General features: G+C 51.5%; 18 protein-coding genes. 10 read left to right on the forward strand and 8 right to left on the reverse strand.

Going from position 1 to position 18457, the window contains the following annotated elements; translation table 11 throughout:
* Window positions 1-311: 311 nt before the first annotated feature.
* Genes CAG64_RS16315 through rlmM form a run of 4 tightly spaced genes read left to right on the forward strand, consistent with a single transcriptional unit; the run spans window position 312 to window position 3315 of the window.
* Window positions 312-1220 (forward strand): transcriptional regulator GcvA, encoded by a 909-nt coding sequence (locus CAG64_RS16315; RefSeq protein WP_161488409.1) that lies wholly within the window; start codon window positions 312-314, stop codon window positions 1218-1220.
* Complete coding sequence (locus tag CAG64_RS16320) at window positions 1213-1839, forward strand: alpha/beta fold hydrolase (RefSeq protein ID WP_161488408.1); 627 nt, start codon at window positions 1213-1215, stop codon at window positions 1837-1839. The genes CAG64_RS16315 and CAG64_RS16320 overlap by 8 nt, the downstream gene beginning before the upstream one ends.
* Window positions 1829-2227: a DUF423 domain-containing protein gene (locus CAG64_RS16325; protein WP_021706671.1), complete on the forward strand. Its 399-nt coding sequence runs from the start codon at window positions 1829-1831 to the stop codon at window positions 2225-2227. The genes CAG64_RS16320 and CAG64_RS16325 overlap by 11 nt, the downstream gene beginning before the upstream one ends.
* A complete protein-coding gene (gene rlmM / locus CAG64_RS16330) occupies window positions 2224-3315 on the forward strand; it encodes a 23S rRNA (cytidine(2498)-2'-O)-methyltransferase RlmM (RefSeq protein ID WP_161488407.1) in 1092 nt (363 codons plus the stop codon). The genes CAG64_RS16325 and rlmM overlap by 4 nt, the downstream gene beginning before the upstream one ends.
* A gap of 62 nt (window positions 3316-3377) precedes the next feature.
* Here the strand turns inward: rlmM and xni are convergent, their stop codons facing one another.
* The 5 genes from xni to queF form a co-directional block, all read right to left on the reverse strand.
* Entirely contained in the window at window positions 3378-4163 is a 786-nt protein-coding gene (xni, locus tag CAG64_RS16335; RefSeq protein ID WP_161488406.1) for a flap endonuclease Xni, read from the reverse strand.
* Window positions 4164-4245: 82 nt separating this feature from the next.
* Window positions 4246-5607 carry a nucleotide 5'-monophosphate nucleosidase PpnN gene (gene ppnN, locus CAG64_RS16340; protein WP_161488405.1) on the reverse strand — a complete coding sequence of 454 codons (1362 nt, stop codon included), beginning with the start codon at window positions 5605-5607 and terminating at the stop codon, window positions 4246-4248.
* A 211-nt stretch (window positions 5608-5818) separates the two neighbouring features.
* Complete coding sequence (locus CAG64_RS16345) at window positions 5819-7384, reverse strand: GGDEF domain-containing protein (RefSeq protein WP_161488404.1); 1566 nt, start codon at window positions 7382-7384, stop codon at window positions 5819-5821.
* 112 nt (window positions 7385-7496) lie between these two features.
* Window positions 7497-9767, reverse strand: coding sequence for a tetratricopeptide repeat protein (locus CAG64_RS16350; RefSeq protein ID WP_161488403.1), 2271 nt, complete (start codon window positions 9765-9767; stop codon window positions 7497-7499).
* 12 nt (window positions 9768-9779) lie between these two features.
* Window positions 9780-10625: an NADPH-dependent 7-cyano-7-deazaguanine reductase QueF gene (gene queF / locus CAG64_RS16355; RefSeq protein ID WP_161488402.1), complete on the reverse strand. Its 846-nt coding sequence runs from the start codon at window positions 10623-10625 to the stop codon at window positions 9780-9782.
* A gap of 110 nt (window positions 10626-10735) precedes the next feature.
* Here queF and syd point away from each other — a divergent pair, with 110 nt between their 5' ends.
* Together syd and CAG64_RS16365 are read left to right on the forward strand one after the other, a co-directional pair.
* Window positions 10736-11281 carry a SecY-interacting protein gene (gene syd / locus CAG64_RS16360; protein WP_021706678.1) on the forward strand — a complete coding sequence of 182 codons (546 nt, stop codon included), beginning with the start codon at window positions 10736-10738 and terminating at the stop codon, window positions 11279-11281.
* A 3-nt stretch (window positions 11282-11284) separates the two neighbouring features.
* Entirely contained in the window at window positions 11285-12061 is a 777-nt protein-coding gene (locus tag CAG64_RS16365; protein ID WP_021706679.1) for a Zn-ribbon-containing protein, read from the forward strand.
* Window positions 12062-12127: 66 nt separating this feature from the next.
* On the opposite strand, the gene CAG64_RS16370 is transcribed toward CAG64_RS16365, so the two are convergent.
* The 3 genes from CAG64_RS16370 to metN are packed head-to-tail and all read right to left on the reverse strand — an operon-like array spanning window position 12128 to window position 14676.
* On the reverse strand, window positions 12128-12937 hold the full coding sequence (locus CAG64_RS16370; protein ID WP_021706680.1) for a MetQ/NlpA family lipoprotein: 810 nt from the start codon (window positions 12935-12937) through the stop codon (window positions 12128-12130).
* Between the two features lie 37 nt (window positions 12938-12974).
* On the reverse strand, window positions 12975-13652 hold the full coding sequence (locus CAG64_RS16375; protein ID WP_021706681.1) for a methionine ABC transporter permease: 678 nt from the start codon (window positions 13650-13652) through the stop codon (window positions 12975-12977).
* On the reverse strand, window positions 13642-14676 hold the full coding sequence (gene metN, locus CAG64_RS16380; protein WP_021706682.1) for a methionine ABC transporter ATP-binding protein MetN: 1035 nt from the start codon (window positions 14674-14676) through the stop codon (window positions 13642-13644). Before metN ends, CAG64_RS16375 begins: the two co-directional genes overlap by 11 nt.
* 214 nt (window positions 14677-14890) lie before the next feature.
* On the opposite strand from metN, the gene gmhB reads away from it, so the two are divergent.
* The 4 genes from gmhB to treB all read left to right on the forward strand — a co-directional run bounded on the left by gmhB (window position 14891) and on the right by treB (window position 18441).
* Window positions 14891-15442: a D-glycero-beta-D-manno-heptose 1,7-bisphosphate 7-phosphatase gene (gene gmhB / locus CAG64_RS16385; RefSeq protein ID WP_021706683.1), complete on the forward strand. Its 552-nt coding sequence runs from the start codon at window positions 14891-14893 to the stop codon at window positions 15440-15442.
* 44 nt (window positions 15443-15486) lie between these two features.
* A complete protein-coding gene (locus tag CAG64_RS16390) occupies window positions 15487-15837 on the forward strand; it encodes an MliC family protein (RefSeq protein ID WP_161454885.1) in 351 nt (116 codons plus the stop codon).
* A gap of 50 nt (window positions 15838-15887) precedes the next feature.
* Complete coding sequence (gene treR, locus CAG64_RS16395) at window positions 15888-16832, forward strand: trehalose operon repressor TreR (RefSeq protein ID WP_161488401.1); 945 nt, start codon at window positions 15888-15890, stop codon at window positions 16830-16832.
* Between the two features lie 184 nt (window positions 16833-17016).
* Window positions 17017-18441, forward strand: coding sequence for a PTS trehalose transporter subunit IIBC (treB, locus tag CAG64_RS16400; protein WP_161454714.1), 1425 nt, complete (start codon window positions 17017-17019; stop codon window positions 18439-18441).
* Window positions 18442-18457: the final 16 nt, after the last annotated feature.

Below are 18457 nucleotides of genomic sequence, written 5' to 3' on the forward strand. Positions count from 1 at the left end.
TTCGAGGGATAAAAAAACACCGCCATAAGGCGGTGCTAAAAAATTTGACAGACAGGTCAAAAAATAAATACAGGAAGTATATGTTTTGCCTCTGGGATAAGTGAGACAAAACAATGGTAGAAACCTACCTAACTCGAAAAACGAGTTTGCAAACACAACATCGCAACAACTAAGCCAATTGATTCCAAAGAGAATCAAGCCGTTCAGGCTAGCGTTGCGGGGTGAAATATAGAATTTCTCTGGCCGGGAGACAATGGACAAATTATAATGTTTCAGATTAAAAAAACTAATCCAAACTATAGAGTTTACCCATGTCCAGAAGATTGCCACCTCTCAACTCGCTGAAAGTGTTCGAAGCGGCTGCTCGTCACCTCAGTTTTACTCGTGCTGCGGAGGAGTTATTCGTAACTCAGGCTGCCGTTAGTCATCAAATCAAAGCGTTAGAAGAATTCCTTGGCCTAAAGCTGTTTCGTCGTCGCAACCGTTCGTTGCTGTTGACGGAAGAGGGACAGAGCTATTTTCTCGACATCAAAGATATTTTTACTTCACTGGCAGAAGCCACAGATAAAGTACTGGAACGCAGTGAGAAGGGGGCTCTGACCATCAGCCTGCCGCCAAGTTTTGCGATTCAGTGGCTGGTGCCGCGTCTGGCTGATTTTAATCAACAGGAGCCGGACATCGACGTGCGGATCAAAGCGGTAGACATGGATGAAGGCTCATTGACGGACGACGTCGACGTGGCGATTTACTATGGCCGGGGCAACTGGCCGGGGTTGCGTGCCGACAAATTGTATCAGGAATACCTGATCCCACTGTGTTCGCCATCCCTGTTGCTCGGCAGTAAACCATTAGAATCACTAAGTGATCTCAGCAAGCATACCTTACTGCATGATACGTCACGTAAAGACTGGAAACAGTTTGCCAAACAGAACGGGCTAGACAGCGTGAATGTGAATCACGGTCCGATATTCAGCCACTCGACTATGGTGCTTCAAGCGGCGGCTCACGGTCAGGGCGTGGCGCTGGGCAACAACGTGCTGGCTCAGCCGGAGCTGGAAGCCGGTCGTTTGATCGCGCCGTTTGATGAAGTACTGGTGACCAAAAATGCGTTTTATGTGGTCTGTCATGAGAAACAGGCGGACATGGGACGCATTGCCACCTTCCGTGACTGGATGCTCGCCAAAGCACAGAACGAACAAGAGGAATTGCTGGATGACTGACACACGCATTAACGGCTTGCCGCAGCAGCCGCGGTTTATTTTTGCTCATGGTGCGGGGGCAGATATGGATCATGCTTTTATGGAGCAGGTGGCAGAGGGGGTGGCTGAGCAGGGAATTCGGGTGATCCGCTTTAATTTCCCATACATGGTAAAGCGGGCCGAAGATGGCAAAAAGCGTCCGCCGGATCGTGCGCCTAAGCTTCTGGATGCGTTTCGTCAGGTCATCAGCGAGCAGGCACAGGGACAGCCCGTAGTGATTGGTGGTAAGTCAATGGGAGGGCGAATGGCCAGTCTGTTGGCTGAGGAAGCGCTGGTGGCGGGAGTCGCTTGTCTGGGCTACCCTTTTCATCCTCCGGGCAAGCCGGAAAAATACAAAGGAGAGCACCTGGCCTCACTCAGCAAACCGTGTCTGATTTTGCAAGGCGAGCGCGATACCTTTGGTCAGCGGGAGGAACTGAGCGAATTCAGTTTGTCTGATTCTGTGCGTGTCACCTTTCTGCCAGATGGCGATCACAGCTTTAAACCACGCAAGCGCTCCGGTTTTACAGAAAGTGACAATATTGCAGCAGCAGTGGCGGCGCTGAGTCAGTTTATTTTGGAGGTGTATGATGCGCAGTAAGTGGTTACTCACGGTAGGCGGTGTCTTGGCCGGCATTGCCGTTGGCTTAGGCGCTCTGGCAGCGCATGGACTGAAGACCGTCTTGTCTCCTTATCTGGTTGGTGTATTTGAGACCGGTGTTCAGTATCAGTTTCTTCATGCCGTAGCGGTGCTTGTTTGTGCGCTGCTGCTGATGCTGTCACTGAGCGACAAAGCACAAAAATATTTTTTTGCGGCGGCGATTTGCTTTATCATCGGCATCTTTTGTTTCAGCGGCAGTCTCTATGCACTGGCCCTGACTGGCATTAAGTGGTTTGGTCCGGTGACCCCTCTGGGTGGCGTGACGTTTATGCTAGGCTGGGGGCTGTTCGTTTACGCAGCACTACAGATCAAAGAGGACAACAAGTGAAACATCTGATGCTTTATTGCCGCGCAGGCTTTGAAAAAGAGTGCGCCGGTGAAATCCAGGATAAAGCGACGCGGCTGGAAGTGTTCGGTTTTCCGCGTGTACAGCCTCATTCCGGTTATGTGCTGTTTGAATGCTATCAGGACGGGGATGCCGATAAACTGGCGAAGTTGATTGACTTCAAAACGCTGATTTTTGCCCGCCAGATGTTTGCCGTGGTGGCACAATTTGAAGCGCTGCCGAGTGAGGATCGCATTTCGCCGATCCTCGACACCCTGGCTGACATCGATGGTTTACCACGCTGTGGTGAATTGAGAATTGAAACGCCGGACACCAACGAAGCCAAAGAGCTACTCAAGTTTTGTCGTAAATTTACGGTGCCTATGCGTCAGGCGCTGCGCGGTAAAGGGATTCTGTTGAACAAAGAGAATCCGAAAAAGCCGGTGCTGCACATCTGTTTTGTGGCTCCGGGTCACTGCTATGTTGGCTATTCGGTCACTGACAATAATTCTCCGTTCTTTATGGGGATTCCGCGTCTGAAATTTCCAGCCGATGCGCCAAGTCGTTCGACTCTGAAACTGGAAGAAGCGTTTCACGTATTCATTCCCCGAGCAGAGTGGGAAGAGCGTTTGGCTCCGGGAATGTGGGCGGTTGATCTGGGAGCGTGCCCGGGTGGCTGGACGTATCAGTTGGTCAAGCGCTCAATGTTCGTCCACGCCGTCGACAACGGCATGATGGCCGACAGCCTGATGGAAACCGGTCAGGTGAAGCACCATCAGGAGGATGGCTTCAAATTTGAACCAGCGCGTAAAAACGTCACCTGGTTGGTGTGCGATATGGTGGAAAAACCTTCTCGCGTGGCGCAGTTGATGGGAGAGTGGATCATCAGTGGCTGGGCCAAAGAGGCGATCTTTAATCTTAAGCTGCCAATGAAAGGTCGCTATGAGGAAGTCTCGGAAGACATTGAAAACCTCAAACAGTTCTTAATTGAGAATGGCGTGAAGTTCCGTATGCAGGCCAAGCACCTGTATCACGACCGGGAAGAGATCACCATTCACCTTCAGTGTCTGTCCAACATCTCACCGCATTAAAAAAGTGTACGGTCAAAAAACGCAAACTTTCGGTTTGCGTTTTTTTTATCGATGAAGGCGGTTTACGCTTTGGTTGATACTGGTGGTGTGTAGCGGATATCCTGCAGATTGAACCCCAGCTCAATGTCCGTTTTGAGCGCAGCCACCTGACGACACTTTCTTGCCATCTCAATGTGTTGATCGAATTTTTTGCGATATTTAGGCGCCAGCTCATCAGAGGCGTATGCGGTTTCAATGTCACTGAACTGGGTCAGGATTTCTTTGGCTGCTTTCGGGCCGATGCCCGCAATTCCCGGAACCTGACTGGAGCTGATCCCGGTTAATCCCCAGTAGTCGGCCAATTGCGCCGGTTTTACCCCAAATTCTTTGGCGATAAAGGGTTCATCCAGCCAGCGGTGCTGGAAGTAGTCACGGATTTGCAGAGTAGGAGACAGCAACTGGCAGTAGCCTTTGTCGGTGGAAATGATGGTGACGGTTTCTCCGTGGCTGGCTACTTTGACCGCCAACGTTGCTACCAGATCATCGGCCTCATCCCCGTCTGACAGCAAAGAATCGATTCCCAGTTCCCACCAGGCTTGTTGAATCGCGTCCAGCCCATGCAGCAACGACTCTGGCATCGGTTTGCGGTTGGCTTTGTAGTCCGGCAGTATTTGCGCGCGCCAGCCTCGATCCTGAAGGTGATGGTCGAATACCGCGATAATATGGGTCGGTTGGGCTTCGCCGATGATGCGATGCAGTGTCCGGCTGGTGGTTTCTATGGTTCTTGCGATGTCATTGGGATCCGGTTGCGCTGAGTGAACCCGGCGAATGAGGTTGAGAGCGTCGATGATCACAAGATGGATAGACATAGAATTCCTGAGGTTTGAATAAAAAATAAGGGCGTTACGCCCTTATTGTAATGATTCATAACCGGATTACCAGAAACGACACTTAGCTGGTGGCAATGCGATAGCACGGCACGTAAGCGCTGCCGCCCGGCAGTTTCATTCGATCCTGTTCGACAAAATCGCGCAGCAGTCGATCCATCTTACGCATCAGATCGGCATCGCCGTCAATGATGAACGGACCATGGCGCTCGATTTCGTGAATTCCTTCCGCTTTCACGTTACCCGCTACGATGCCAGAGAATGCCTGACGTAGTGCCGCAGCAAGGTTTTCCGGACGTTGATTCATGTGCAGATCCAGCCCCGCCATGCTTTCGTGGGTCGGTTCAAACGGCAGCTGGAACTCTGGCTCTATTTTCAACGACCAGTTGAAACTGTAGGCGTCACCATTGGTTTTGCGGTGCTCACGGACCTTCGGCATTGCCTGTTTCATGATACGCGCCACTTTGGCCGGATCGTCGACAACGATCTGGTAATGTCGCTGGGCGTCTTCTCCCAGCGTATCGGCAATGAATTTATCGATCGAGCGGAAATACGCTTCGCTTTCTTTCGGGCCAGTCAGAACGATAGGCATTGGCTGTTCGCGGTTTTCCGGGTGCATCATGATGCCGAGAATGTACAACAGTTCTTCCGCTGTACCTGGGCCTCCCGGGAAGATCACGATGCCGTGTGCCATGCGCACAAACGCTTCGAGGCGTTTTTCAATGTCCGGCATGATCACCAGTTCATTGACGATCGGGTTTGGTGGTTCTGCCGCAATGATCGACGGCTCGGTCAGCCCGAGGTAACGCTGCTCTTTGTAGCGCTGCTTGGCGTGACCGATTGCGGCTCCTTTCATCGGACCTTCCATCGCTCCCGGGCCACAACCAGTGCAGATGTTCAGTTCACGCAGGCCGAGTTCGTTGCCAACTTCACGGGTGTACTGATATTCGACGGGATTGATCGAGTGACCACCCCAGCACACCACCAGATTGGGCTCAATGCCCGGGATCAGCGTACCGGCGTTACGCAAAATACCAAACACCAGGTTGGTAATGTGCGTGGCATTGGTCAGATTAAGGCGCTGGTTGTCTGCTAGGTGCATGTTGACGTACACGATGTCACGCAGCACGGAGAACAGGTGCTCTTGGATCCCTTTGATGATTTCACCGTCGACAAACGCGTGTTCTGGCGGGTTATTGAGTTCAAGTTTGATACCGCGTTCACGGCGCAGCACACTGACGTCAAATGACTTGTATTTATCGAGCAGCTCTTTGGAGTTATCTGTATGGCTACCGGAGTTCAGTACCGCAAGGGTACAGTTTCGATATAACTGGTACAGATCACTGGAAGCCGTATTCTTAAGACGCTCAACTTCAAGTTGAGAAAGCAGGTCCATGCTGCCGGCCGGGCTGATATGAGTGATCATACATACCTCCTTAGTTTGAGGGAGCGATCCCCATAGTTATACGTGTTAGCAAAACTCAGGGAGTACTGGTTAGCTTAGCACAGGAAAATAGTGTTAACTATTTGAAAACACTATATCAATTCTCTACGAACAGCCAGAGACGTCTAAGTTAGACCAGAGCGAGGTGTGATTTACTGCACGGAATGTGTCCGATTGGCGATGTTTTGTACCGTCATTTCCATATAAGTTGATTGGGTCCAGTGGCTTTGGCGTGTTGCAGGCCAAGGTTGAGGCGTTCCAGCACCTCTTCCGGTGTGTCGGGATCTTTGAACTCTGTGCAGATGATCGACAGCGTGATGGTGATGTTCTGAGCGCGGAATTTAAATGGTAACTGCTTGATCTGTTTTTGGATATTCTGCAGCAACTGGTAGCTGTCGTTGTGGTGGCGTTCCGGTAGCAGAATAATGAACTCTTCGCCGGAGAAACGCGCTACCGTGTCGGTATCGCCGATCTCCTTTTGAATAGTACGGGCGATGATTTTCAGCGCTTTGTCGCCGGCGCTGTAACCGAAGCTGTTGTTGATTGATTTAAACTCATCAATATCGAGCAGCGCGACGCGGAGCGGATGCTGGTTGCGGATCCAACGGCGATACTCCAATTCAAGCCGATCGCCGAACGCGGTGCGATTGTATGTTTTCGTCAATGGATCCAGCAGCATACGCTGGGCCTGGTCCTCCATACGGCGGCGATAATCCTGGGTCAGGTCAAATAGGGCCTCAAGCTGATGTTTACTGTAGGCCATGCGTTCGATCAGCGCCTGCTCCCGTTGCTCGGCATGGTTCAGGCGTTCCGTCAGTGCGCCAATCTGGCTCAGCACGGGGGCGAGATGGCTACGCAAGGTATCCAGACTGGTGGCTTTATCAAGCATTTGGGCACTTTGACCAGCCAGACCATTCAACTCCTCGTTCATCTCCTGACGTTGCGCAAGGTAGCTTTTGCTCTGTTCAACGTTCTGGCTGGAGCTTTTGAGCGTTGTTGCCAGAGAGGTGTTGACCTGTTCGAGAAATTGCTCAGAGGTTTTACGCTCAAATTTGGTGCCTTCAATCACCAGCTTGAGGGTTTGCAGAGTTAATTCCAGCAGGGTATGAGAGCCAACCCCAAGCAGCAGTTTAGAGCGAATATCGTTGAGCAGTTCGCCCGATTCACCTTCAAAATCGAGCTCAGTGATGACATTCTGCAACTCTTCGGATAAGCGGTTGAGCAGTTCTTTGTCGGCGCTGTTGTCCAGCTCTCCGATCACGGCATCTGGATTGGTTGCCATGATTTTGACCGAGCGTTCATACAAGGCCAGCAGCTTCATGGCCTGTTCTGCTTTGGAGTTCTCTACACCGCCGGAGTAGCTGAGTAAATCGCGCAGGTCACGTTTGACCTTTGCGGGCAAACCTGTGATCCGCAGCAACGTTTCGCCACTGTGGTGAATTTGGGAATCGAGTTGAGAAGTCTGTTTGTCCATCGCCAACGTTTGCTTTGTCAGCATACGCTCGAGCACCGCCAAACGGGGGATCAGCGCGCTGATATCCTGTTGTTGTTCCAAAGACTGACGTAATTCACTCAGCGCCTGTTGCAGTCGTTCATCTTCGCAGTAACAGGCGAGGCTGAGCGAACACAACATACGCTTCAGAACGTTTTGTTCTCGTTTGAATTTGAACGAAGTATCGCGTTGTGTCAAACGGACTTGTTCAAGCTGATTTTTCAGCTCATACAGCTGTGACTGAATATCTTGTTCGAGAACACCCATGTAACACTCAAACTTTACGACAAAAGATCAATGTCGATCTTATTTACTAATTTATTGATAATATCAAATAAAAAGTGGTAGTCACTGAGTTAAATGCGCGTTAGTCGAGCTTTTATTCATCTTTTAACAGTTTTTTGATGCTGTCCTCATTCTGGTAGGACGAATGGACTTTGATCAGCCCCTGACTGATCGAATGTTTGCAGGCTTTACGGATATTTCCGGTCGCGAGGCTGGCGGCTGGCGCGTTCTCTATCGCTTTGAGGTAGACCCACTGACTGGAATGTTCTTTCATGCTCAATGTGCGAGCTGCACTGGTCGACATCAACAGGATGTCCAGCAACTCTTTATCATTGATGGCGGTGTAGGCGCGCGGCAGGAACGGATAGTCGGCCATGCCAACTCGTACGATGCGGTTGATGTTGAGGTCGGGTTTAAACTCTTTTACCCACTGTTGCACTTTGTTGAACAGCGTTTCCGGTGACTGGTCTTCGTCGGAGGCCGCTTCTATGTAGAGCAGATTGGCGTCAGAGAAGTGGTACACCCTGGCTGGATCGTCAATTTTACTACGCAGAAACTCACCGAATGACTGCTCAAGCTTGAGGCCTTCACTGTAGCCGTGTTGCAGGTACATGTTGCGCAGGAACGGCACGTCAATCATGACAAATTTCAGCCGGTCGTTAAGCGGTTCGTGGATCAGCTCACCAATCCGCCAGCGTTCAAAGGTATGGCTGCTGGCTTGCAGGGATGCCGGCAGGTTCGCACTCAGCATGCGCAGGTTGCGCAGACCCGAACGAGAGTGGGTGAACAGATCCTCATTGAGTGTATCGATCTCTTCTTTCTGGCGCTGCATCACATAGCCCCGGCGCAGCACAAACAGGAACAGAATGGTACAGGCGACAAACAGGGTAAAGGCGATTTTCTGGAACTTATGGTACTCAGTGCGGACCTGCTCCAGCTCTTCTTGTTGCCCCACCAGGTGCAGGGTCTGTTCAACAAACTCTTTCTGTTGACGGAACGCGTCTTCGCTGATCAGGTTGAGTTTCTCCTGTTGAACATTATTGAGCGCCATAAAGTGCTTGAGATTTTCCAGTGCTTTGTCGTATTGGCGAATCTGCTCATACCCAAGGTAAAGCATCCGGTATGCGTTCTTTTCCAGATCGATATTGTGAATGCCCAGCGCGATCTTCAGTGCTTTGTCGGCGTCACGAACCACTTGATGCTCGGTGGCCTGATGATAGGCCAGGCCGGCATTCAGCAGCAGTGCCCGGGCTTTCAGTGCCGGAATATTCTGATATTCGAGCAGCTTTTCAGCCTGATTGAGGTACTGTTCGGTCAGCGTGTAGTTGTACAACTGCAGATAAGTACCTGCGAGGGCGATGCGGATCTCAATCAGCTTGGCAATGTTGCGGTTGTTTTTTTCGTGATCCATGACGTTGAAATAATGCACCAGAGCCAGATTGTATTTGCCTTGCTGGTAGTAAATATCACCCATGGTTTTAAGCACATCTGCCAAGACCGGGGAATCTTCGTAGCTGTCGTAAAAATCGGCGGCCTGGGAGAGGTGGTCAAGCGCTTTGTCCAGCACGCGGCGCTCATAAAACAGCTGAGCCAGCAGACGGTTCACATACGCCAGTTGGATACTGGAGTTGTCTTCGATGGCACGCCAGTAGCTCAGTAACAGCTCAGACAGCGCGCGGTTGTAGTATTTATGTCGTAACCAGTGTTCGCCGACGGCAATGTGGTAATTGATGATCCGGCTCGAAGACTTACTCTGGTCGATGTAGCTTTTCAGTGACTGATAAATTTGATTGGCGGCATCAATTTCACCGTCTTCTGAAGCAATTTGTGCCCGCAGCATTTGCAGTTTGTAGTTGATCCCTCGGGCGAGATGCTCCGGATTTTTGATGTTCTTATAGCTCTTTTCTACTGCCTGCAGGCGGGTGCTAGCATCATTGGCATTGTGATCGATTTGCCACAGCAATTGTGTTTTGAGAATTTGCACTTCCAGGCTGAGATAGGGCAGGCGGTAGACGCGGGACAGCTCTTCTGCCTGAGTCAGGGCTTGCAACGCCGCCGGCTGATCGCCGAGGTTAAATTCGGCCTTGGCCAGAATGTTGAGTGCGTCAATCGAGGCACCCGGTGTGCGGATACGGCTGTCGGTTTCGTCCCGGGAAATCGAGGACGGCGTTTTTTCTGCTTTGTCCGCCAGGCGGCGCTGAGTGAGGTAATTGGTTGCGAGGTTCTTGGCCTGCTTCGGCACAATATCGACCAGGTTATTGGCTTCATTGAGCATCGGTGATGAGTAAATCGTTGACGCGGTTGCCCAACCAGAAAACATCACCAATACGATGCACAATAGACGCGTCCAGCGCAGAATTCCCATTACCTCAGTTCCTTATTGACGAGCCATTCGATGGTTGTGGGCCGGTGTGGCCTGTTCCGTTGAGCGGAATGGGTTGATGTCCAGTCCACCGCGACGGGTATAGCGGGCGTACACCGTGAGCGAGTCCGGCTGGCAGAAATTCATGATGTCGGTAAAAATACGTTCGACACACTGCTCATGAAACTCATTGTGCTCCCGGAAAGACACAATATAACGCAGCAGCGCCTCACGGTCGATTTGCTTGCCTTGGTAGCGAATTTCGACGCTGCCCCAGTCCGGTTGATTGGTGATCAGACAGTTGGATTTCAGCAGGTGGCTGTGCAGGGTTTCTGACACCAGTTCACCCGTCGCAGCGTCTTTAAGCAGCGTTTCATCAAAGTCGTACCCCGAGATCGTGATGTCTTGTTCATCAATACATTCGCCGCCCATCGTCACGATCGGTTGATTCGTAAACGCTGTGACCGGATGTAGGGTGACGCTGACGGCTTCCCCTGCGCAGGCAGACAGATCCTGTGTCAGACGAGCTTGAACCTGTTGCCAGCCGGGAAAATGAGTCTGGTTGTAACTGTTCAGGTAGAGCTTGAATGATTTAGATTCAATCAGATTAGGGCTGGTGGCAGGTAAGGAGACTTCACCGACGGCAACCTGCGGCAGGCCTTTGTCATTCAGCCATGACAATTCATACAATGTCCAGATGTCGCACCCCTGGAACGGCAGGGGGGCTTCCAGGTTCAGATCGTTGCGGTTAAGGCTACGCGGTACTGGCTGCAGCAATGACGGATCGTATTGACTGGCGTACTCGGTTTTCTGACCCAGTGTCAGTCCAGCCAGCTCTTTGGCGTTGGAATATTTGCTCATACTTTCAGATGAATTCGATTAGAATAATAGAGAATTTTACGCAATCCGGCTGTGACTGTCATTAAGTATGCCTGTCCTCAGCCCCCACAATGCAAAATAGGGAGTTGTTCATGACAGAGAAAGCCGCTCAAGCACTGTTTTCATTTAGTCAGAGGTATCTCGACGCTTATCAACAAGCGTATGCTCAGTTACCGGTTAGTGAAGCGCTGGCCGATCTGGTGTCACCGTGCGTGGCCGGGAAGCACGAGAACGGCGTGCTATGGCAACCGTGTCGCCGTGAGGTGGCCGCGGACTTCTCCAATGTGGAGCAGGCAATTGAGCTGACACTGCATGACGACATCAAAGCGTTTTACGGTTCTCAGTACAGTGCTGATATGGATGCATTGTGGCACAGTAATGAACTGACGCTCCTTCAGGTGTGGAGTGATGAGGACTTCACTCGCTTGCAGGAAAATATTCTGGGCCATTTGGTCACGCAGCGCCGCCTCAAGCTGAAGCCAACGGTCTTCATTGCGGCGACCGATGCTGAGTTGGATGTTATCTCGATCTGTAACCTCAGTGGCAACGTGGTTCTGGAACGTTTGGGCACCGATAAACGTGATGTGTTGGCCGAGAGCCTGAGCGAGTTTCTGATTCAGCTAGAGCCAGCGGTGTAATTGATGTTTGTTGTAGAGTTACAGTTTGAGTGTTTCGACAACACCACCGTATCAGCGGTCGACAAAGCCGTTAATGGTTTGATGGATGCCTTGCGTTACAACGGCCAGGTATTGGGACGTGAATTTCCAATGGTCATCGGCGATGGCGAGTTTTACGTGCGGGCAGTGTGCCCGGAACAAGACAGCCTGCACCCTAAACACCACTCTGATTTTGTCCGGGTGTGCCTTGAGCGTTTGTCTGAAGCTTGTTTGTTAGCGCCGAAAGTGCGTTTACTCGGGCGCGATCTGAATTCAGAGGAATCCGCCGAGGCCACAACGCCCAGTTGGCAGTTGCTGTACACCACGTATGTGCATACCTGTTCACCACTGCGAAGTGGTGACAGCCTGTTGCCTATTCCGCTGTACCGTAATCCGCCGACGCTGAACGGTGACCACAAAGCAGTGATTAAATGGCAGACCGAGTGGCAGGCGTGTGACGAACTGCAGATGGCTGGCGCGTGCCGGGCTGAACACGCCGCATTGCACGAAATTTGCGATGTCGACAGCGTTTTGTTCCGTCGTGGTTGGGACTTACGTGGGCGGATTGAATACCTTACTCACATTCCGACTTACTACTACCAGTACCGGGTGGGAGGCAGCAGTCTGGCGCAAGAGCAGGCGCGTCGGTGTCCGAAATGTGGTGGTGACTGGTTGTTGGAAGAGCCACTCCACGACATTTTCCATTTTAAGTGCGATGAGTGCCGGATTGTTTCTAACCTGTCGTGGGACCATGTTAAATAAGCTTGACCGGTCGAAAAGCAAAGAGCCCGCATTATGCGGGCTCTGGTTTTTCTGGGGGAATCTGGTTTACCAGCCTTTCACCACGCCGCCCTGGAAGATTTCAGACGCTGCGTTGTACACGTCGTCAGTCTGGTAAGATTGAACGAACTGTTTCACGTTTTCTGCGTTGACGTTGTCTTCACGCGCGACAATCAGGTTGACGTAAGGCGACTCTTTGTCTTCAACAAACACACCGTCTTTTTGTGGTGTCAGATTGATTGAGCTGGCGTAGGTGGTGTTGATGATCGACAGGGCCACATCGTCCAGAGAGCGTGGTAGCTGCGCCGCGTCCAGTTCGACAATCTGAATGTTCTTCGGATTTTCTACGATGTCACGAACCGTGGCCAGCAGCCCCGCACCTTCACGAAGTTTGATCAGGCCTTGTTGCTCGAGTAGCAGCAGTGAGCGACCCAGGTTAGTAGGATCGTTCGGTACAGCGATGCGCGCACCGTCCTGGATGTCGTCGACAGATTTCACTTGTTTCGAGTAGCCCGCGATAGGGTAAACAAAGGTGTTGCCAGCGATTGCCAGCTTGTAACCACGATCGGTGATTTGCTGATCCAGATACGGTTTGTGTTGGAACGCATTGACGTCAACGGAACCGTCATCCAGTGCGGCATTAGGCGTGACGTAATCGGTAAATGTCACCAGTTCTACGTCCAGGCCGTATTTTTCTTTTGCCACTTTCGCCGCCACTTCCGCGACCTGAGCTTCCGCACCAGCCATGACACCGACTTTGATTTTACTGGTGTCGGCCTGTTTGTCACCACAGCCAGAAAGAATCAGAGCAGAGGCAGCAGCTGCGATGGCAAGTACACCTTTAAGATTAAATTTCATTGACTATCTCCTTGTTATAAATCGAATCTTTTTGAATTTATCTGTGATCAACGCGGCGCACGATATGGTCACCAATTGACTGAATAATCTGAACCAGAACGATCAGCATCACGACAGTGACCGCCATGATCACCACATCGTAACGGTGGAAACCGTAGCGAATTGCGACATCGCCGAGACCGCCGCCACCCACGGTACCTGCCATAGCAGAATAGCTGACCAGAGTGACTAATGTGATGGTGACAGAATTGACGATGGTTGGCAGCGCCTCTGGCAGCAGCACTTTGTTGATGATCTGCAGTGGCGTCGCCCCCATGGATTGCGCGGCCTCTACCAAGCCGGTCGGCACTTCCAGCAGCGCGCCTTCAATCAGGCGGGCCACAAAAGGAATGGCGCCGATGGTCAGTGGAACGATCGCGGCGGTGGTGCCGATAAAGGTGCCGACCAGCAGTTTGGTGACCGGAATGATCGCGACCATCAGGACCAAAAAAGGTACCGAACGGCCGACGTTAACGATCGCACCCAATACTTTATTCAGGGTTGGGTTTTCCAGCAGGCCGCCTTTTTTGCTGGTGTGCAAAATCACGCCAAGCGGAATGCCAACCGCAAAACCGACGATGCCGGCAACTGCCACCATGTACAGGGTTTCCCAGGTTGCACCCAGTAACAAATCGCCATTGAGGCTCAGCCAGTCAGAGAGTGTTTTAAAGGACATAACCCAGTACCTCAACTTTTACATTGTGTTCACGCAGATAGTCGATCGCGGCGTTGTCGTCGCTTTCGTTACCAAACAGTTCCGCCACCATCATGCCGAATTTTACACCACCAGCGTAATCCAGATCAGAGCTTAGGATACTGACGTCAATATTAAACTTACGTGATATCTGCGACATGAGCGGCGCATCAACAGTGGCGCCGGTGAACTCCAGTCGTACCAGAGGGTAGCTGCCTTCAACACGTTGAGATTGCAGGCGTGCCTGATAATCGTCCGGGATCGACAGATCCAGTGTTGAACGGATGAATTCATGCGCCAGCTCGGTTTTCGGATGGGCAAAAATTTCCCCCACGGTGCCTTTTTCAACCAGTTCGCCATCCCCAATGATCGCTACCTCGTGACAGATGCTCTTCACGACGTCCATCTCGTGGGTGATCAGCAAAATGGTGATATTGAGCTTGCGGTTAATTTCTTTGAGCAGTTCCAGAATAGACTGGGTGGTGGCCGGATCCAGTGCGCTGGTGGCTTCGTCACACAGCAGAACCTTAGGGTCACTCGCCAGAGCCCGGGCGATCGCGACACGTTGTTTTTGACCGCCACTGAGGTTGGATGGGTAGCTGTCGCGTTTATCGGCCAGACCGACCAATTTCAGTAATTCACTGACTTTACGCTCAATGTGTGTGTTGTCCGCTCCCGCCAGCTCAAGCGGCAGAGCGACATTATCGAATACGCTGCGCGATGACAGTAGGTTAAAGTGCTGGAAAATCATGCCGATGTTACGTCGGGCTTCACTCAGTTGCGATTTGGACAGTTGGGTCAGATCCACCCCATCCACGACCACAGAGCCCGATGTTGGCTCTTCGAGCATGTTTACACAGCGGATCAAGGTACTTTTGCCGGCCCCTGATGAACCGATGACACCGAAAATGGTCCCCTGGGCAATGTGGAGATTGATGTCTTTCAGAGCCAGAATTTCCTTACTGCCCTGATAGAAGACTTTGTTGACTTGGTTAATCTCAATCATGTTCCAACCTGTGCGTTATCGCAGCATATTATTTTGACTTGAATCTCAATGACCAGTCGATGCTATGGGTTTCGTTGATTTAAGTCAATAGATATTTTTACGTCTAGACGTCTAAATGTTTATCCGCCTTTATAGCCCGAATAATTAGAGGATGATGAAAGAAATAAAGCGTGCAATAATTGATAACTATTGAAAGTTGAAAGAGAAATACATTGTGGCGAAACCTGCAGTCTTTTTGGATCGTGATGGTGTGATTAACGTTGATCACGGTTACGTTCATGATGAACATGATTTTGAGTTCATTGAGGGCGTGTTTGAAGCCGCCAGGGCGCTTCAGCAGATGGGATATCAGCTGGTGCTGGTGACCAACCAGTCCGGTATCGCCCGCGGTAAATTCAGCGAAGAGCGCTTTTTGTCACTGACCCAGTGGATGGATTGGAACTTTGCTGACAATGGTGTGGAGTTCGACGGCATTTACTACTGCCCACACCATCCGGAACACGGACAGGGTAAATACAAAGAAGATTGCGACTGCCGCAAGCCTAAGCCGGGGATGTTTATCTCGGCGCGTGATTTTCTCAACATCGATATGGCGAACTCCGTTATGGTAGGCGACAAAGCCGAAGACTTGATGGCGGCGGACGCAGCGGGCGTGGGCACCAAAGTGTTAGTGCGCACCGGAAAACCTGTAACTGAGCAGGGAGAAGCGTTGGCTGATGTCGTTCTGGACAGTATCCGTGACGTTCCGGGTTATCTGACAAAATAGTCTAAGGTTTCAGTAAGACCCTTATATTTCTGGAGAACAATAATATGAACAAAACTCTGATTGCTGCAGCGGCCAGCGTTGTGCTGTTTGGATGTGCTCAATCGGGCAATACGTCGTCTCAGGCTGGTGAAAACTTCCTGCATTACAGCTGTGATGCAAAGATGGCTTTTGACGCGGACTATTCGCAACAAGACAAAGCAACGGTGCGGGTTGACGGCCAGGATTATGCCTTGACGCAAGTCCCCGCTGGCTCAGGCATCCGGTACATCCTGGCCAATGAGCAGGGTGAAGGCATGGATGTGGATCTGCATGCCAAAGGTGACGGTGCCCGCCTGCAAGTTGGTGACACTTTTTTCCGCAACTGCGTGACCGAAGACTTCCCACAACAGCAATAATGCTCGGCGGGCCGTCCGGCCCGCTTCTCTCCTGATTTAGTTTCTGCCTTATGAGTAAAAAGCTGACCATTCTCGATATTGCCCAACTGGCCGGCGTCGGTAAATCCACGGTGTCGCGTGTGCTGACCAATGACCCTAAAGTCAAGCCGGAAACCCGGCAGAAAGTGGAGCAGGTGATTGCGGCGCACGGGTACGTGCCATCGAAATCGGCGCAGTCGATGCGTGGTGGCAGCCAGAAAGTGGTCGGGGTGATCATTTCCCGCCTAGAGTCACCGTCAGAAAATAAAGCCGTCGGTAGCATGCTGCAAGCACTGTATGCGGAAGGCTATGACGCTGTCATCATGGAAAGTCAGTTCGATCGCCACAAAACCAATGAGCACCTCAGTGTGCTGAAAAAGCGCAATGTCGATGGCGTGATCGTGTTCGGCTTTGCGGATATGGACACCGCCCCGTTGAGCCTATGGCAGGAAAAAGCCGTGGTGATTGCGATGAATACCGAACTGGTCTCGTCAATCAACTATGACAATCACGGAGTGATTGTGGCGGCACTGGAACACCTCCGAGCCAAAGGGTTGCAACACATTGCCTTTATTGGGGTGGAAGCCAGCGATCTGACCACCGGTCAGCAGAGACTCAGTGCGTATCTGGAGTGGAGTCAGGCTCACGAAATGACGCCTGCATATCAAACTGGTCAGTTGGATCACCACAGTGCCTATCAGCTGGTGGATCACGTGCTCAACGCTCAAACCCAAGCCATCGTCTGCGCCAGTGACACGCTGGCATTGGGGGTGATTAAACGTCTGCAAGAGCTTGAACGTGAAGACGTGATGGTCACCGGGGTCGGGGGCAGCCCACTGCTGGCGTTTCTGTTTCCTAACGTGTACAGCATAGATCCTGGGTATGCTCAGGCTGGTGAAAAAGCCGCTAAGCTGTTGATCTCCCACATCAATGGTCAATCCGAGTTGGCTCACATTACCCAATCGCCACTCCTGTAATGACTGTCTGCTAAGCTATTCTTTACTAAGTGTTTTAAAAATATCCTGTGATCTCATTCAATTTATGGGACTGTTCCCATTTTGTTTTGACATGGGTTTCGGCAATATATTGAAATAGAAATGGGAACATTCCCATTAATAATAACGATACGATATCTGAACATGAAATAGGGTGGACAAGGTTATGAGTAAGATAGCGAAACAAGACGTTGCGCGTCTTATCGAGTTAGTCGGCGGAGGCGAAAACATTGCCAGTGTCAGCCACTGCCTGACTCGCTTGCGATTTGTACTGAACGATACCGACAAAGCGGATAAACAAGGACTGGAAACGCTGAGCTTGGTGAAAGGCTGTTTCACTAACGCGGGTCAGTTCCAGGTTGTGATCGGCACCAACGTGGATGAAGTGTACGCGATTCTGATTGAGCTGACCGGGCAGAAAGCGGCGTCGAAAGATGACGCCAAACTGGCTGCGCGGCAGAACATGAACGTCATTGAACGGGGTATCTCTCACCTGGCGGAGATCTTTGTTCCGCTGCTACCGGCGATCATCACGGGTGGTTTGATCCTGGGTTTTCGTAATGTCATCGGTGACATCAAAATGTTCGATGGCCAGACGCTGACCGAGATCAGTCAGTTCTGGGCTACAGTGCACTCCTTCTTATGGTTGATCGGTGAAGCGATCTTCTTCTTCCTGCCGGTTGGCGTGTGTTGGTCGACGGTGAGAAAACTGGGCGGTACGCCGATTCTGGGTATTACGCTCGGGGTGACGTTGGTGTCGCCACAATTAATGAACGCGTACCTGATCGGTAAACAAATGCCGGAGGTGTGGGATTTCGGCTTGTTCGCCATCGAGAAAGTCGGCTATCAGGCTCAGGTGATTCCGGCCATGTTGGCGGGGATAGCGCTGGCCTTTATAGAAACCAATCTCAAGCGCATTGTACCGTCCTACCTTTACCTGGTGGTAGTGCCTTTTGTGTCCATCATTATTTCTGTGGTGTTGGCGCACGCACTGATTGGCCCGTTCGGTCGTCTGTTGGGTGACGGCGTGGCGTTTGCTGCCAAAGCGGCCATGACCGGTGACTTTGCCATTATCGGCTCAACCGTGTTTGGCTTTTTATATGCTCCCTTGGTGATCACAGGAATTCACCACACCACCAACGCCGTTGACTTGCAATTGATGCAGGATCTCGGCGGAACACCTATCTGGCCTTTGATTGCGTTGTCAAACATTGCGCAAGCATCGGCAGTGGTCGGCATTATTCTGATCAGCAAAAAGCATGGGGAACGTGATATTTCGGTGCCGGCTGCCATTTCAGCCTACCTGGGGGTGACGGAGCCTGCGATGTACGGGATTAACCTCAAATACAAGTTTCCGATGCTGTGCGCGATGATCGGCAGTGCGTTGGCCGCCGCCATCTGTGGCAGCGCGGGGGTGATGGCGAATGGTATCGGCGTTGGTGGTTTGCCGGGTATTCTTTCTATCCAGCCGCAGTTCTGGGGCATCTTCCTGCTTGCGATGGGCGTTGCTATTGTGGTGCCGATTGTATTGACACTGGTGTTCTATAAACGAGCGCAAGCCAAAGGCGAGCTGGAAACAGCCAGTGCCTAAGTGAGTTTTTGGAGTG

This window comes from Vibrio sp. V38_P2S17PM301 (genome assembly GCF_009904845.1).
GTDB classification, from domain to species: domain Bacteria; phylum Pseudomonadota; class Gammaproteobacteria; order Enterobacterales; family Vibrionaceae; genus Vibrio; species Vibrio proteolyticus.